This is a genomic window from Microbulbifer maximicatervae (SeqCode) (assembly GCF_052467385.1).
The window spans coordinates 747,320-763,149 of the sequence record NZ_CP174311.1; the positions used below are offsets into that span (position 1 = coordinate 747,320).

A 15,830-nucleotide genomic window follows, 5' to 3' on the forward strand; every position below is an offset into this window, starting at 1 on the left:
AATTCCTGAGAAGAAAGTTCTATTTTCTGATCTTGAACCTCCCTTTTCTTAGTATTGCTATTAACTCTCTAATCCTGGAAGAGAGGAGAACTCATGTTGGGCAGAAATGCATAAAAAATCCGGAATCCTTGCTAGGAGTTCCGGATTTTTCTAGCTTAATCAGAAAGCAGAAGTGCTTAATTGACTAGCGCTGAGCTATTGGTTGCCCTTTTTAATTACAGCCAGGGCTACTGGAAAACGAGGCTTTGGTTAGCGTGGCCGTGCTGCATTACCGTAGCGGTTTCGTAGAGGCCAAACTGTCCCACCAGGCTATTGTTGTTGTGCCCTGATTGGCGCGCCGAAGCGGTGTGTCCAGAACCGATCTGTCCCAGGTACACATCATTGTGGTGGCCTCTCTGGCGGGCGCGTGCACTGTGGTCATACCCAGCCTGGGAGATATCCGCTTCCTGGTTGTGGCCACGCTGACGCATACGGGCGTAGTGATCACCACCTACCTGACGAATATCACCATCATTGGATTCACCGGACTGGCGCATGCCGGCATCGTGGCCAAAGCCGCTCTGGAAGGTATCTGCGTTGTGCAGTTCTCCTCTCTGGCGAATAACGGTCTCAGAACCAACGCTAACAACCTGGGTGGCGGTTGCCGTGTTGTGGCTGTCCATCTGGCTAATCATCACCATGTTGCCAGCACCTGCAAACTGATAGGTGAGGGCGTAGTGGTTGTCCCCAGATTGCTGATGGGCGGAGTAACTGCCCAGCTGTCCAATCTGATAGGTCTCAGACACGTTGGTGTTGCCGGACTGGAAGCTGAACGACTCGTTGCCGGCACCGCCGCTTTGCAGCAACTCCGCTGAATGGTGATCACCTTCCTGGTACTGGTACCCATAGCTGCCGAGTTCAATGCTATGAGTGATCTCTGCATCATTGCTATGGCCATGCTGTTCCTGCATAGCGTTGTTATCCCAGGTCAGCGGCCCGGTCTGATCGATAGTGGCATTGTTGTGGCCGCCATTCTGGTCCTGAGTGGCAGTGTTGCCGCCCGCATAAGCGGTTCCACTGATGGCCAGGGTCAGGGCTACAGCGATAGGGGTCAATGTCTTCATGAGTGTCTCCATTACTACAAACTTCAATGAGCATCACATGGTGAAATACCAGCCTAAATGGCTGAAAGGGGGTGGCACGTCATCCTGCGCCGAGGGTTTTACAGCAGGTGCACCTAGCCGGAGGGGTAGGTATCACTGTAAAGAGGGGGAGCAGCGTTGCCGCAAAGGCATTGCCGCCAGTCAAACAGGTAAGCGGGAGAGTAGGACTGATACATTTTGATGGCTTCCCTGATACTGCTTAGGAGTCCAAAATTTCGTTCCGTCTCCAATATTCTTGCTGGAAATTTGGGGGGGGGCTATAGGAGAAAAGTTGTAAATCCTTGAGTAGAAAGTGCTATTGCACAGTACCGAGTTTAACTTCTCTCTCTATAGCTTTTGCCTGTTGCTATCAATAGCGCATGAATTTAGATCGACCTTTTCTACTGGGAAATATGACTACTGTTGGAAATGCCGATCTGTAGGGTGTTGCTGGATGCTCCCGCTCTCATCTGATTGGCTTGGACTTGGTTAAATAGGCCAATCTGGGTGCTACTGGCCATTTGATTTAGACCTAGTTGAGAAAATGAAACGTTATTTTCCAGCCCAATTTGGCTTGATTGATTGGTATTGCCAACACCAGCTTGCAAAGAATTTGCTGAATTTAACAACCCTTCCTGTGAAGCTGACGATGAATTCCCCGTGCCCAGCTGCTCCATTTCGGAAAAGTTAAGTGCGCCTGCCTGGGTAATTGAAGATTCATGAGCGATGCCGGTTTGCTCACTGACACCTAAATTAAGCAAACCCGCCTGTGAGATTGAGGCATTACCCGTAAAATTGAATACTTGTGCCACGGCGGCTACATTGGCTCTGTCTGTCTGCTCAATGTTGACGCTGTTATTGGCTCCGGAAATCTGTACCGTGGTGGCAACCTGTCCCTGGCCATCCTGAGTGTGCAGGGAGAAACCGTTTATTTGGTTAACCTGTCGGGTGAGCGATCTGCTATTAGAGCCAATCTGTACGCTCTGTCCCGCATTGTCGCTCCCTGTAGATTGGGAAACTCTGGAAAAATGATTACGGCCAGTTTGAAATTGGGAAATTGTGCTGTTGATTTCTATGGATTGAATGCCGGTGGCGTCATTAAAAAAGCCAATTTGCTCTTGCAGGATTAAGTTGCCCTCATTAAGCGGAAACCTCTGGTTGGCAACGGCATTGTTGCCAATACCAATTTGTATCTGCTCTACGGTTTGGTCATTCCCAAAGGCGGAATTGACGGAAAGAAATGCGATAAATGTGACTACCGGCGAATAAATAACTTTTTTCACGAATACCTCCACGACTACATAACAAGGAGCATGAAAATTACGGCTTTAAAGTGCGGTGTTGGCAAGCAAACATAGGGAAATTACTACTGGAAATTAAATTCCGGACAGTAATTATTAAGAACGTTAAAAGCGAATTGACCCAACTACCGCTATTTTCATTGTTGATGGCGGTATAGTAAGTTTCTATAGGGCTTTAGTCTCAATTTAATGAGAAATAAGTATCAAGAAATGAATGCTTTTACCTCAGGAATCCAGTCGGAATAAGTTGACCTTACTCCGACTGGTAATAACTTCGTTACTGTAAAACCACTGCCGTATTACCGGTACCGGTTTGGGTAATATTGGCAGATTGGGAGAAACCACTTTGAATCACAGTTGCATCATTCATACTGCCAGACTGATTGACGATCACCATATGGCCACCGCCTAATCCACCATTGCCGGCCTGCATAATATTGGCGGAATTCAAGAAGCCGTCCTGAGTGACATAGGCACTGTTATACCAGGACACTTGCACGATGGTGGCCATGTTGCCCTCGCCGTCCTGATAGAGGTCCAATTCGTTGTACATATCGGACTGGGCGACATCTGCGTTGTTGGCGGCGCCGATCTGTTGGATACTGGCGTAGTGCCCGGTGCCTTCCTGGCTGATTATGGCCTCATGGCTTGAGCCTTGCTGGAATATCAACGCATCGGAATTAAAACTCGCGTATTGACCAATCAAGGCACCATGCATCTCACCCATTTGCTCTATAACAGAGACATTATCGCTACCGAGATGTTGTTGGATTTCTGCTTCATTACCCGATCCCACCTGCCGTATTGTTGATTGCCCATGCTGTGTGGCCAATTGGTAACTACTGGCACGATTATTAGAGCCCGACTGGAATATTTCTACGCTATTTGCGATCCCATCCATTTGCAGGCTATAGGCGTCGTTGAGACTGCCTTCTTGTATTTGGATAATTGAGCTTTCAATTTCGTTTTGCTGTACGGCCTCTGCAATATGAGCAGAGCCGTCTTGACTGATCTCCAGGTGATTGTCGATAGCGCTTGGATCAGTTTGATCTGCTACAGCTGAGTTACTGGAGCCGCTTTGGGTGATTAATGTAGTATTTTCTGCAGCATAACCCAAACTGGTGGCAGATATCGCCAATACCAGTGGAATTACGGTAATCTTCTGCACGGCTAACTCCTGTGTATTACCGTCTAGTGGTAAATCCGGTCGTTAAAACTTTTGCCTGTGTTACCTGTGAAGTGAGTAACGTCAAAATGTGAGAAATCGTTTACATGGAAAACTGTAGACGAAGAATTTTGAAACCTCTGCTACGTAAGAAAATATTGATGCAGTATTTTTATCAGGTAAGGAAAGAATGCCATTCTTTGGGTAGCTTTGTGAGTGACTCATAAATTAAAGCTGGCATTGAAAAATGCATTCTTTCCTCTATCTATATTGAAAATATAATAACTTTCAGCCGGAACGAATATGCCGCTACTGCATGATAAATCCTTGGTTTAACACGCCATTCTGAGTGCCAATAGCCGTTTGATTGTCGACGCTTTGGGTAATAGTGTGAAGGTTAGTTGTTCCTATCTGGGTGCTACTTGCAGTTTGCATTGCTCCAGCTTGATCCACGATGGACATATTGCCAATACCGTCTTGTAGCGTAGAAACCAACAAAATATCTCCAGTCTGGGTCTGGGTACTAATGTTACCATCTCCTATCTGGGTACTTGTTGCTACCAGGATGTCACCCGTTTGTATAGAAAAATAAGTATTCAAGTTGCCCGTTTGCGAGGAGGTTAACAGATTATCAAACCCTGTTTGTTCAGCATCTGCGCTATTTTGATCACCCGTTTGAGACACATTTAGGCTGTTAAACGTAGTGGTAGTTTGAGTCACTAACATCTGGTTATCAAAGCCAGACTGATAGAGGTTGACTGTATCGAAACTACTATCTGTTTGGGAGAAAATGATGTCATTTGCAGAATTGAACTGAGAAATGTCAACAAAGCTAGAAGATGTACTGTCCTGTAAAGTAGAGGCGAAATTTCCAGCGCCCTCCTGATAGATATTTACCTCTGCATCATCTGAAAAATTAGTTTGAGTCGAGTCAGCTTCATTCCCCAGTGTTACCTGTTCATGCCTGATGATACTCAAGTTGGTTGAAGTGTCTTGCAGGCTATTGCTAACCTGTGCTTCATCTGCCTGAATAACCTCAATAAGGTTGTTAGTTGTTGTTGGGTCTACTTGGTTTGCAGTCACCTGGTGATTGTTACCCGTTTGTTCCACGGTAGTTGTATTTCCATCCGCATAAGTAATTGACCCGACAAGGCATAGACTGATGCCCACGGAAATTGGTGTATGGATTCGCATCGATATCTCCGATTGAAGGTAAGGTGGATTTTTCTTATCCCCATGATTTCAGTTGCGGTGAAGCATCAAGCCTAGGAAGGACAAAAGACTCCATAGATAGGGTATGGCATTTATTGCGCAAGGAGTTTGGCACACCTTGTTTTATTGCTATCCCTAATAGGTATTATCTCTGGAGTACCTGACAATACCCTGATGCTGGTATGAGTTTTATCGTAAGCCTCAAATATTGCTATGGGAAGTTAGTGCCTAAAAAATAGGAATATTTTCTTTGTTGTTGTTTTTTACGCTAGAGCACTAAGGTTGCTGGATAAGTGGACTTAAATGAAATTCAGTTAGGGGCTCGATAGGGCGACCCTTGTTTAAAGCCCTAATCAGGGTTGCTTAAAAATAAATCCCATATTATTACTGTTTTGGGTAGTATTAAATGTGTAGGGGTCTCCAATTTTAATTTTGGCAGCTGGATTTTTCGCAGCAATGAGATCGCCCTGGTCTACTGTAGCGTGCCATTTTTGGTAAGCTGAGTCGGGAGAGGTTTGGATTTTGTGGGGCTGATTCTACGTGTATATAGAGGTTAATACTTGTTTAGCACAATATAAACCGATAAATTTTTTCAGATAAAAAGGCCGGCTTTAAAAGTCGGCCTTAATTTTGGCTACTGAATAATAATTGCCATGTTGAAATCACCTACTTGAGCAGGCGCTGCTGCATTAAGATCCGTAGACTGAGTAACGGTAATTGTATTGAAGTTGCCAAGTTGTGATGCCGTAGTGGTGTTAAAGTCACCAGGCTGCGTCACAGTTAAGTTATTGAACGTGCCGTCCTGGGCTGCTGATGAAAAGTTATCGAAACCTACCTGCGTAACAACAGCTACGTTAGACGTCCCTACCTGTGCGGTGACAGCCCAGTGATCACCACCACTTTGATTGTGTACCAAAGTCTGGCCAGTACCGCTCTGGAAACCTTCACTATAATTGCCGTCGTCAGATTGGCTGAAGAAGATGGTGTTGAAAGAGCCATCCTGGAAGGAGAGTGTTGTACTGTTACTGGCCAAGACTTGCTGATGGGCGACTACATTGGTGTCTCCCGCTTGAATCATCGTCATGCTACTTGATGTGGTGCCACTTTGTGTCGCTGAAGCAGTGCCATTAGTACCTGTTTGACTAATAACCGCTGAGTTTAATGATGTAGCGGTTTGTATGCCTGCAGCAACATTACCATCACCGGACTGATTAATGACTAGAGTATCATTTGCACTAGTGGTCTGAGCGGTAGTTGCAAGTTGTGATCCACCACTTTGGGTAATAGTTGCAACACTGGTGTCTACAAAACTCTGGACCGTTGTAGCAATCTGTCCATCATCTATTTGAGTGATGGTAGCGACAGGAACGTTGGAATCATTCTGAAAAGATTCCGCAAAATTCAAATCTCCCACTTGGGTTTGGGTAATTACCCCCAAATTGTTACTACTGGTTTGCTCCGCGTAAACCTCATTGTTGTCACCAGTTTGAGTCTGGGTGATCAGGTTATTAGTTACCGTCGGATCACTCTGATCAGCGGTTGCCATGTTACCAGTACCGTTCTGATTGAGAATGGCGGTATTGTTCGATGCGAAGGCTCCGGTGCTGGCGATCGCCAGAAGAACACTGGCGGCAATAGGTGTGTACTTGGTCATCTGTAACTCCATATAGATGTCAAATATCGCTGTACAGCTTTTACAAACAAAAAGAAAACAGCATCATTTGATATTGGAAGAGTCTCATCCTCAGGCATATTACAACCGTGCCAGAAGTATGTGAGGAAACTGGGATGAACCCGACTGCTTAATAACCTTCACATTCCTTGTGAAACCTAGCAATACCATTTAAACAGCAGCTTGATGCTGATTAGAGTTTTGTCGTCTTCTGGAGTTACAGCCATAGGACGGAAGTGCCGAAACCTTAGGAATAAAGTTCTTTTTTGAACTAGCTATGGCAAATAATGCCAGCTGATTTGGGGGGTGGCATTAAATGCATGAAATGGTTGTTTCATGGGAATTTAGGGCTAGTAATAATAATTGAAGCTTGCACTTAGCCCACCAAGTTGAAAATAGGCCGGCCAATTAAGCCGGCCTACCCCCTTTACTATTGAATGATAATTGCCATGTTGAAATCACCTACCTGTGTAGGTGTAGCCATGTTGGTATCGGTTGCCTGAGTTACGGCAATAACGTTGTTATTACCGGTCTGCGAGGCGACAGTGGTATTGAAATCTCCTGGCTGGGTAACGGTCAAGCTATTGAACGTTCCATCCTGGTAGCCTTCAGAATAGTTATCAAAGCCTGTCTGGGAGATCACGCCAATATTGGTGGTGCCCACTTGCTCAGTATAAGCCCAGTGATCATCTCCAACTTGAATGTGAGTCAAGCCCTGAGTAGTACCATTTTGGAAGCCCTCGCTGTAGTTCCCATCACCTGCTGTCTGTGATGTAGTGAATGTGTTGGAAGTGCCATCCTGGAAGGAAACAGAGGTACTGTTGGTGGCCAAAGTTTGAATGTGTATTACAGAGTTTGTGGTACCTGCCTGGGTAGCGTTAACAGTGCTCGAGGTACTGGAAGTTTGAGTAGAAGTTGCAGTATTGGTGGTTCCTGTTTGGGTTAAGAGTGCGGTGTTAAATGAACCGTTAGTTTGGATAACATTACCTACATTGCCGTCGCCAGACTGAGTCACTACAGCATTATCATTTGTACTGGAAACTTGAGTTACTGCTGCTACTTGCGGACTACCACTTTGGGTGACAGTAGCAACGCTGGTATCTACAAAACTTTGTGTAGTTGTTGCAAAGTGACCGTCGTTGATTTGGGTGATAGTAACAATCGCAGTGCTGGAATCATTCTGGAAGGACTCTGCGTCATTCATATCTCCGACTTGAGTTTGGGTAATTACACCGGAATCATTAAAGCTGGTTTGCTCTGCATAAACTACGTTGTTGTCACCAGTTTGGTTTTGTGTGATCAGGTTGTTGGATACAGTGGCATCACTCTGATCAGCCGTGGCCATATTGCCAGTGCCATTTTGGTTGAGAATGGCGGTATTGTTGGTAGCTAAGGCTCCGGTACTGGCGATCGCCAGAAGAACACTGGCGGCAATAGGTGTGTACTTAGTCATCAGTAACTCCATAGGGATGTCAAATATAGCTGTACAGCTTTTTACAAATAAAAGAATTCAGCACCATTAGATATTGGGAGTGTTTTGTCTCAGGACACGATACGGCTGTGTCAGGCGTATGTGAGTTATCTGGAGTGAAACCGACTGCTTCTAACCTTCACATTCCTTGTGAAACATCTAGCAATATCATTTTTAACAGCAGCTTGATGCTGAATAGAGTTTTGTCGTCTTTGGAGGTTGTGGCTATAGGGCAGAAGTCTTGAAACTTTAGGAAGAAAGTTCTTTTTTTCAGGTGGGGTGATAAAGCTTGTCAGAAAATTCTTTTATACGGCGCGAGGTTCAAATAATCACATTTCTGATAAATTTTCTAAGTTGCTGTAATCATTATTGTCACTTAATAAGCTTACATGAATTGAAGTAAAGAAGTCCAATCAGATGAAGGGAAACCAGAGAAGTATTATTAGTTATTAGTCATATTGGCTAATATACGTTGTTGTAGCGGTTCCGGTAACAGTGACCGAGGTGTGAAGGCCATTCCCACTTTGGTAAATATTGACGTTATGAAAGCTGCCAATCTCTTCCACATGGGCACTATTTTGTATTCCAAATTGGGATATGCCCGCGGTATTGCCAACTCCATACTGGTCGATATCTATAAAATTATCAAAACCTATTTGTATCAATATTGAATAGTTGTAATCCCCGACCTGGCTCGATGTGACAATATTGTCTTCACCAGATTGGGTGACGGACAAGCCGTTTCTATTGCCGTCCTGGTGAGCAGAAGTGTAGTTGTTACTGCCTGATTGGCGGGTACGTACGTTATTGTTTCCACCTTCCTGGTTGATTACGGTTAAATTTGTGACGGAGTAAAGATTGGCTGCGCTTAATTCGCTCGCAACAGCCAATTCACTGCTGGAATCCAAGTCTGAACAATGGCCTAAACCTGGAAGATTAACAGCAGCCATTGCTAGGGTGGCAGAAAAAATAATTCTGAATTTATGGTACATCTTTCCAAGTATCCCAATTTTAAGCCGGGCTTAAAAAATAATTTGTCAGTCATTGATTCTACATAATGACAGTGCTGTCATTGAGGTAGTACTGCAATATCGGATTTTCGATTTCATCCGGATTGGCAAGTGCCCAGGAGTTGTGCACTATGCCTTCACTGATCAAGTGAATCACAGCGGATTCCATCGCTGAAAGCATAGCAAGCTGTGCGGGTTCGTTATAAGTAGTACCAGCTTCCAATTCCAACAGGCGCCGATATTTTACGTAGCGAAATACATCGGCACTGATTGCCTTGGAGTAGACGGTTTTAGATGTCAATACAGAGTGGAGTACCCGCCCGGAACGAATGTCTATTGCCCGCAAGTTCACTGTTACCTGATCCACGCGATACTGCTCGTCTGCGCCAATACCAAAATAGCGCGCACCTGCGCCACCGGTTTGAATATTTTGGTCGTAGGCAACAATGCCGCCTTCCAATAGGACATTCGCAGCTACGAGTGTGGGAAGTGGCACGCTGTTATTGACGGGAATGTCCGGCTTGGTTAATCCTGCACGGATAATCTTCCGCTCTGTCAGCAGATTTTGCAGCCCTTCACGTTCCAACGGGATAAACCAGCCGGACTCATTGAGTACGTCCATGAGCATGGCCGCGCCACCTTGGGTGACTGCGGTAGAGAAACTGCTGTTTGGTGCCGGCTTATACTGGCCGGTCTGATCGCGGAAACCGTATACCGCCACCAATATTTTACCCTTCGGTTGCGGAAGGTTGATCAGGTCCCGATAGGTGTTTTTCCTCGGGGTGAGCATTGCATCTGTGATGCCCGGACCAAAAAGTGCATCGCCCACATCTTTGACGGCGGAACAACTACTTAGCGTCATTAATGTCGCTACGATGGGCAAAGCTATCACTTTTTTTATTGCATTACGCATTGCCAAAGAATCCTTTGAAATTTAAACGTTCGTTAGTTTGTCGGGTTTAGCCCGCTTACAACGATTTCGCTTTTATCTCCGGTACTGCGGTCGGTGATAAGTACTGTCAGGACACCATCGTTATCAACGATTTGTACGATAAAGTCGTCTGTAATCAGTTCTCCACTATTACCATCACCAACATCGGTTAGAAGTTGGTTTAGCAGGCGGGTTTCCAGCGAGTCGCTGAACCTATCCAGAGCACTGGGTTGTTCATAGAGGCTGTCTGGTTTATCCGGATCTTCGTGAGTATCTTGTGACTGCGCATTTTGCAGAAGGTAAGTACCATTGAGTGGGTTACCACCAAAATTGGGGTTTACCGGTTCATAGATTAATTCGGTGGCCGAGACGTGATGATATGAAAACGCCGCCAGAGAAAAAAAAGCGGTACCCAGTAATGATTTGATCTTCATTAGAATTCATCCTTACCCAAATCAAAGGTGTCTGTGAGTGAGCTGCGAACACGCGCTTGCAGTACTTCCTGGTGAATATATTGCGCGGCCTCATCGGCCAAGCGATGAATATTATTGGTGCTTGGACTGATAAAACGCCTGAAAACAATTTTGTCGTTATAGGTAACCCAGATGAGATTTCCCCAACGTGCTGAGGGTCTTTCGTAAATAGTTAAGTTGTAAGTGGCATCTGGATAATTAAGGTTTCTGTATTCGCTCATGTAGCGGGCAAAATCGTGCCCGGTACGGGTTATTGTTCGATCAATATTGAATCCACTGATTTCGTCTTCGAGTTTTCCAGAATCGGTATCTGCTGGAGGGACCTCTGTGTCATCCTGGCCAAAGGCCAGGGATGCACACAGTGTCAACATCAACAGGGTTAATCTCATATCCTCTCTTCCTGGAGATTGAGCTTGGCCCAATTACTGGCCTGCAGCCGGTTTTTAACTCCAATTTTTCGGAAAATGTTATACATGTGATTTTTCACAGTGTGTTCGCTAAGGTGCAATTTTGTTGCGATCACACTGTTGGGTTCACCGGTAGTGAGTTGTCCGAGTATTTCCTGTTCCCTGCGGGTAAGAGGGAGGGAGTTTTGTGGGCTGATATGTTGTCGCCCCTCGGCACTGTGAATCGCGGTATCCAATTTGTGAATAAGGTTTTCCTGACTGGTATTGCTATCACAAAGTAGGTGAAAACCTTTCTGGCGTAACTTTTCCGATATATGAATGGGTAGGTTGGCTGGGAGATTAATCAGTAAAGCTTTTGCATGACTAATCTTCTTTAGATCTGAAAGAAACTGCTTTGAGTCAGAGCTCACACCAATTTGCCAGCAATCTATCACGATAGCCTGATAATGCTGCAGGCAGTTTTTTTGTTTTCCAATGCTAGATTTTTCCCAGGGTATGGGAATAGCTTGTGAAAACAGTGAAAATAATAGATCGCCTTGAAGGCCGGAGTTGCTAAAAAAAAGAACCGGCATATACCTCGTACCTCTCCTTGATACAGATAGATCTCTCTTAAAATAAGAGTTTGACCTTCCATCGACTCCTGTCGTTTAGGTTCCCAAAATTACCCCACGTTATCTGCCATGACGACGTGGGAGTCAGCGTAAAATTGTTTCTGCCGTGTTAGGGAAAAACACTCACTCAATGAGAATTTAGTTTGGAGTGTAGACCTAGGAGGGGTAAGGCTTAGGAAAAAATGTGCCTTATTTATGGGGTTTGAATATTTTTGGTTTGGTTTGGCTGTGGTTTTTAAGCTTGGAAATGTATTGTTTTTCTCAGTCAAAGTTTTGAAAGGTATGCGTGCAATTTATTTTTTTGGCATTTTGTGTCTCGCATATGGTGCTGTTTTTTTTCTTTGGCAACTATTGTGCTTTATTGTTGATTTTCTCTACTCGATGCAGACGTTTATTTTTTTAATTTTTAACGGGATAAACTTAAATTGATGTAAAAGAACATCTGTTTTCAGGTAACTTTACTGATGTCACCTGTATGGTTTCGTATTGTTGGGTTGTTTTAACGGCCCTGCGTCTATATCAGCTTTCCCTGTGTTTCCAATATTAGGGACTGATCCCAAGGGCAAAGCTGTCGTCATACTCCTGTACAAATTGTGAACTTTTGGGCGAATGTACTGTCCGCAGCTGTTAGGATAGAGGCCAATTGGGCTGATAATGAAGGGGGGAGAGATGAGTCAACTAATGCAAAGTTTACCACTTTGGCTTTGGGGTATCCTGGGATTGATTGTTTTGTTCCTGGCCCGTGAGCCTGTGCATCGCGCCGTATATGCTATAGCGCGTCTGGGCCATCGGGCGTTGCGCTTTGTGGCGAGTAATATTGATTCCGCAGAACAAAGACTGGTAGAGCGCAATCGAGAAGTACTTTTTGCCGAAGGCAGGGACACGGCAGAGCGCCAGATTGAAAGAGAATTTGAACGTATTGAGCAAACCGTACAGCGGGATTTGGCACTGTATCCAACCTTGCATCGAAAACTCTGCGAACAACTCAGTAGCTTGGATGAAGACTATGTACGCAGCGCTGAAATAGCACCGGAACCGTCAAACTGGGCCAGGGCTATTCGAGCTGTTTCGGAAATTCCTGGCAAAGAGGACCCTGTGGTAGCAGATGTTCTCGATACTATTAATCAGTCTATGCGCAAGGCCGAGTCCAAAGCTCTGGAGTCCTATCGTGAGTCCACCCGGGAGAGGCATCAATTACTAAAACGTATGCTGCCCAGTTGGCGTGCAATGCTTTCGACATTGGGACGTATTAACAAAAATGTAGAATCGGTTATTCGGCGGGCCAAAGCGCTGGATGGCCATATGGAGCGCTACGAAGAGATTTTGCAGGAAACGGATAAAAGCCTTCACTTGCTGTCTTCATCCTCTTTCAGCCGCTTTCTGACAGCTTCTCTGGTATTAGTGGTTGCTTTAGCTGGCGCTATGGTGAATTTCCAGTTACTGGCACAGCCTATGGCGGCAGTACTGGGCGCTGAAGCTTCACTTGGCAGTTATAGTCTCGCCAGTATTTCAGCCGCAGTGGTTATCTTTTTGCAGATCACTGTCGGATTGTTGATTATGGAATGCTTGCAGGTTACTCGAATGTTTCCTGCGGTAGGTTCCCTCGGTGAGAGTACGCGCAGGTTATTGCTGGGAGTGGCTTTGGCACTCTTATTAGTTTTGGCTGTAGTCGGTGGAAACCTGGCTTTCTCCCGTGAGTTGATTCTGCAACAGCAGTTATTAGGTTCTGAGCAGCTTTGGCCAATTCCTCTGGCACAGATGGGACTTGGGTTTGTGCTTCCCTTGATTCTGGCTTTTCTGGCAATTCCTTTGGAGCAGTTTATCCGTTCAGCGCGAACGGTAATTGGTATTGGTGTGGGCTTATCCCTGCGGGGAATGACCATAATACTTCGGTTTTTGGCGATGGCTTCACTGCACTTAGGTGTTTTGGCTAATCGTTTTTACGACATCGTTATTTTTGTTCCCCTCTGGTTACAGGCTTTATATGTGCGTCAGAAACAGGGAATTGGCAGTGAGGCTAAAGAACCGGCGGGGAAAGAAGAGCCCCAAAAGAATACCGTGCTTGCTGACACTGATTCTGTTGCCAAATTAGCGGAAGAGGCGTAATCGAAGCTAACACTATCCAGCTTGAAAACTGACAAAATAATAAGTGTGGTGAAGCATGTTTTGGTTGTCGTTCTTTTTAATTGCCCTAGTCGTCTTATTTCTTTATGCCCGGTCTGCACCGGGCAAACCTTGCCCCCTGTGGTTTCCTCAGGGAGAGGGGCCGATGGTGATCGCACATGGTAATGACTGCGGCAATGGCCTCTACCCAGGAAACACGGCGATTTACCTTGAAAAAATGGTGCAACTGGGCGTGGATGCTATTGAAGTGGATCTGTGGCTCACTGCCGACGGCCATTTAGTGTTGATTCACGACAGGGAGCTGGAAATGTTCTCTGATGGTGCGGGGTTTATAGAGGATAAAACCTTAGAGCAGCTGCGCCAGTTAAATGTTGCCTATCTCTGGACTCGGGATGGAGAGTATTACCCCTATAGAGAAAAGCCCCTGCGAGTGTTGACTCTGGAAGAGGCGCTGGCAATGGTGGGGGATATGCCAATGATACTGGAGATTAAAAGCCGTCAGTATCGCGCTGCAAAAGTGTTGAAGGATGTGTTGGCACAGTGTGGAAAAGGCGAGCAGGTCGTCGTTTCCTCATTTCACCAAGGGGTGATTAATGAGTTTCGTCGACTCTGTCCGCAAGTGGCGACGGGCACGCCTACCGTAGAGGCGGTGGTATTTTATATTGCACAGTTACTTCGAGCAGAGAAACTGCTGCGTCCAAGCTATAGCGCGATGCAGCTACCGATGGAGCAAAAAGGTATTCCCGTAGTTACTGAAAGTATGGTGCGCGCCGCTAATAAGAAGAAAGTCCACTTGGCGGTATGGACCGTGAATGGCATGGATAATTACCGGCGCTATATTGATCTGGGCGTACACGGCATTGTGACTGACCGACCGGATCTGCTGTTGGAGATGTTGGCACAGCAGCGAGATACTTTATTGAAGCAGGCAGCCTGACTCGATTGATATAAGGAATAAGTCAACTGATGGAGATCGTAGTTTTTCTATTTACGACTATTTGTATTATTGGCTTCATTTCAGGTCTTACTGCTGCCATTAGTATCTCTGTTTTGAGCAAGTATGCTGTTGGCGCGCCACGACTTCTTAAGTTGTCAGGGGTTTCGTTACTCTTTAAAAAGTACTATCCAAACCACAATAAACAGAGAAAAGTGACTCTCGCTCTAGAGGTTATTTGCGTGGCTTGTATCTTGCTTGCGTTTTTGGTGCTAATTATTTGTATTCCAGAGATGAGAGATCTGGTTTTTAAACCCATTGGTAGCCACAGTACTTTATAGGAGTAGGCAAGAACGTCTAGCCTTTCGGTTTGATTGGAGGGCGGACCAAAATATTTGGCATACTAAAAGCAACAGGCGCATTTTATGTTGTCAGATCAACTTCTGATAATTTTCGGAAAGAAATAATAACAACTGGGAGTTTTTATGAAGAACGTAGTAGGTTCCGTCGCCCTGGCGGTTTCTGTATTGGCTGCATCTTTTACCTCTGCACAGGATCGGTTTGCCAATGTGGAAATTAGTAGTGAAGCTGTGTCTGGCAATGTTTATATGCTCAAAGGGGCTGGGGGCAATATTGCAGTACTGGTGGGAGAGGACGGTACCTTTATGGTGGATGACCAATACGCGCCTTTGACCGCAAAAATTCAACAGGCAGTAGCTGAGTTAGCCAAGCAACCTTTGCGCTTCGTCATTAATACCCACTGGCATGGAGATCATACAGGCGGTAACGAAAACCTGGGCAAAAGCGGCGCCCTGATTGTGGCTCACGAGAATGTGCGCAAACGGGTAAGTACCGAGCAGTTTATTGAGGCGTTTAAGCGCAAGGTTGAGCCGTCTCCTCCAGAAGCATTACCGGTGATTACCTTTACCGACGCCACTACCTTTTACTGGAATGGCGATAGGGTAAAGGTCCAGCATGTGGGGCCCGCCCACACGGATGGTGACTCCATTGTGCATTTTGCCGAAGCTGATGTGATTCATATGGGGGATATTTATTTTAACGGTAACTATCCCTTTATCGATCTCTCTTCCGGCGGCTCGGTGGATGGCATGATCGCAGCTATGGACACCGCTTTGGCGATGGCGGGGGAAGATACCAAAATTATTCCCGGTCACGGTCCTCTCAGTAATCGGGCAGAACTGCAACAGCAGCGCAATATACTGGCAGGGCTTAGGGACAAAGTAAAAGCGATGGTGGATGAGGGTAAAACGCGGCAGGAAGTGATTTCTGCAAAGCCCACAGCGGAATTTGATGCGCAGTATGGCCAGGGTTTTATGACACCGGATATTTGGACCGGGATTGTTTACGACTCCCTGACACAATCTTAGAAAATAAAAA

General features: G+C 45.6%; 15 protein-coding genes. 4 read left to right on the forward strand and 11 right to left on the reverse strand.

The annotated features are described in order from the left end of the window. Positions 1-227: 227 nt before the first annotated feature. The 11 genes from ACJJIR_RS03245 to ACJJIR_RS03295 all read right to left on the reverse strand — a co-directional run bounded on the left by ACJJIR_RS03245 (position 228) and on the right by ACJJIR_RS03295 (position 11,173). The gene (locus ACJJIR_RS03245) at positions 228-1,103 is read right to left on the reverse strand and encodes a hypothetical protein (protein ID WP_444907315.1); all 876 of its coding nucleotides are present in this window, start codon (positions 1,101-1,103) and stop codon (positions 228-230) included. A 419-nt stretch (positions 1,104-1,522) separates the two neighbouring features. Beyond that, entirely contained in the window at positions 1,523-2,404 is an 882-nt protein-coding gene (locus ACJJIR_RS03250) for a hypothetical protein (RefSeq protein ID WP_444907316.1), read from the reverse strand. Positions 2,405-2,699: 295 nt separating this feature from the next. Continuing rightward, positions 2,700-3,590: a hypothetical protein gene (locus tag ACJJIR_RS03255; RefSeq protein WP_444907317.1), complete on the reverse strand. Its 891-nt coding sequence runs from the start codon at positions 3,588-3,590 to the stop codon at positions 2,700-2,702. Positions 3,591-3,896: 306 nt separating this feature from the next. Beyond that, on the reverse strand, positions 3,897-4,781 hold the full coding sequence (locus tag ACJJIR_RS03260; protein ID WP_444907318.1) for a hypothetical protein: 885 nt from the start codon (positions 4,779-4,781) through the stop codon (positions 3,897-3,899). Positions 4,782-5,433: 652 nt separating this feature from the next. After that, positions 5,434-6,453 (reverse strand): hypothetical protein, encoded by a 1,020-nt coding sequence (locus tag ACJJIR_RS03265; RefSeq protein ID WP_444896140.1) that lies wholly within the window; start codon positions 6,451-6,453, stop codon positions 5,434-5,436. Positions 6,454-6,901: 448 nt separating this feature from the next. Then, positions 6,902-7,924, reverse strand: a complete 1,023-nt coding sequence (locus ACJJIR_RS03270; RefSeq protein ID WP_444896141.1) for a hypothetical protein — start codon at positions 7,922-7,924, stop codon at positions 6,902-6,904. A gap of 467 nt (positions 7,925-8,391) precedes the next feature. Then, a complete protein-coding gene (locus ACJJIR_RS03275; protein ID WP_444907319.1) occupies positions 8,392-8,934 on the reverse strand; it encodes a hypothetical protein in 543 nt (180 codons plus the stop codon). A gap of 58 nt (positions 8,935-8,992) precedes the next feature. Then, entirely contained in the window at positions 8,993-9,865 is an 873-nt protein-coding gene (locus tag ACJJIR_RS03280) for a CsgG/HfaB family protein (protein ID WP_413663259.1), read from the reverse strand. Positions 9,866-9,897: 32 nt separating this feature from the next. Beyond that, positions 9,898-10,317, reverse strand: coding sequence for a curli assembly protein CsgF (locus tag ACJJIR_RS03285; protein WP_413663258.1), 420 nt, complete (start codon positions 10,315-10,317; stop codon positions 9,898-9,900). Beyond that, positions 10,317-10,745 (reverse strand): CsgE family curli-type amyloid fiber assembly protein, encoded by a 429-nt coding sequence (locus ACJJIR_RS03290; protein WP_413663257.1) that lies wholly within the window; start codon positions 10,743-10,745, stop codon positions 10,317-10,319. Before ACJJIR_RS03290 ends, ACJJIR_RS03285 begins: the two co-directional genes overlap by 1 nt. Further along, complete coding sequence (locus tag ACJJIR_RS03295; protein ID WP_282931332.1) at positions 10,742-11,173, reverse strand: response regulator transcription factor; 432 nt, start codon at positions 11,171-11,173, stop codon at positions 10,742-10,744. Before ACJJIR_RS03295 ends, ACJJIR_RS03290 begins: the two co-directional genes overlap by 4 nt. An 870-nt stretch (positions 11,174-12,043) precedes the next feature. On the opposite strand from ACJJIR_RS03295, the gene ACJJIR_RS03300 reads away from it, so the two are divergent. The 4 genes from ACJJIR_RS03300 to ACJJIR_RS03315 all read left to right on the forward strand — a co-directional run bounded on the left by ACJJIR_RS03300 (position 12,044) and on the right by ACJJIR_RS03315 (position 15,820). After that, a complete protein-coding gene (locus tag ACJJIR_RS03300) occupies positions 12,044-13,480 on the forward strand; it encodes a hypothetical protein (protein WP_444907320.1) in 1,437 nt (478 codons plus the stop codon). Positions 13,481-13,643: 163 nt separating this feature from the next. Next, the gene (locus tag ACJJIR_RS03305; protein WP_444907321.1) at positions 13,644-14,435 is read left to right on the forward strand and encodes a glycerophosphodiester phosphodiesterase family protein; all 792 of its coding nucleotides are present in this window, start codon (positions 13,644-13,646) and stop codon (positions 14,433-14,435) included. Positions 14,436-14,464: 29 nt separating this feature from the next. After that, positions 14,465-14,773, forward strand: coding sequence for a hypothetical protein (locus ACJJIR_RS03310; RefSeq protein ID WP_444907322.1), 309 nt, complete (start codon positions 14,465-14,467; stop codon positions 14,771-14,773). 144 nt (positions 14,774-14,917) lie between these two features. Beyond that, positions 14,918-15,820, forward strand: a complete 903-nt coding sequence (locus ACJJIR_RS03315; RefSeq protein ID WP_444907323.1) for an MBL fold metallo-hydrolase — start codon at positions 14,918-14,920, stop codon at positions 15,818-15,820. The last annotated feature ends 10 nt before the right edge of the window (positions 15,821-15,830 follow it).

Bases quoted from the DNA above. Each gene is read 5' to 3' on its own strand.
- ACJJIR_RS03285 (WP_413663258.1), bottom strand. From the start codon at position 10,317: ATGAAGATCAAATCATTACTGGGTACCGCTTTTTTTTCTCTGGCGGCG.
- ACJJIR_RS03265 (WP_444896140.1), bottom strand. From the start codon at position 6,453: ATGACCAAGTACACACCTATTGCCGCCAGTGTTCTTCTGGCGATCGCC.
- ACJJIR_RS03300 (WP_444907320.1), top strand. From the start codon at position 12,044: ATGAGTCAACTAATGCAAAGTTTACCACTTTGGCTTTGGGGTATCCTG.
- ACJJIR_RS03310 (WP_444907322.1), top strand. From the start codon at position 14,465: ATGGAGATCGTAGTTTTTCTATTTACGACTATTTGTATTATTGGCTTC.
- ACJJIR_RS03245 (WP_444907315.1), bottom strand. From the start codon at position 1,103: ATGAAGACATTGACCCCTATCGCTGTAGCCCTGACCCTGGCCATCAGT.
- ACJJIR_RS03270 (WP_444896141.1), bottom strand. From the start codon at position 7,924: ATGACTAAGTACACACCTATTGCCGCCAGTGTTCTTCTGGCGATCGCC.
- ACJJIR_RS03280 (WP_413663259.1), bottom strand. From the start codon at position 9,865: ATGCGTAATGCAATAAAAAAAGTGATAGCTTTGCCCATCGTAGCGACA.
- ACJJIR_RS03315 (WP_444907323.1), top strand. From the start codon at position 14,918: ATGAAGAACGTAGTAGGTTCCGTCGCCCTGGCGGTTTCTGTATTGGCT.
- ACJJIR_RS03275 (WP_444907319.1), bottom strand. From the start codon at position 8,934: ATGTACCATAAATTCAGAATTATTTTTTCTGCCACCCTAGCAATGGCT.
- ACJJIR_RS03260 (WP_444907318.1), bottom strand. From the start codon at position 4,781: ATGCGAATCCATACACCAATTTCCGTGGGCATCAGTCTATGCCTTGTC.
- ACJJIR_RS03305 (WP_444907321.1), top strand. From the start codon at position 13,644: ATGGTGATCGCACATGGTAATGACTGCGGCAATGGCCTCTACCCAGGA.
- ACJJIR_RS03290 (WP_413663257.1), bottom strand. From the start codon at position 10,745: ATGAGATTAACCCTGTTGATGTTGACACTGTGTGCATCCCTGGCCTTT.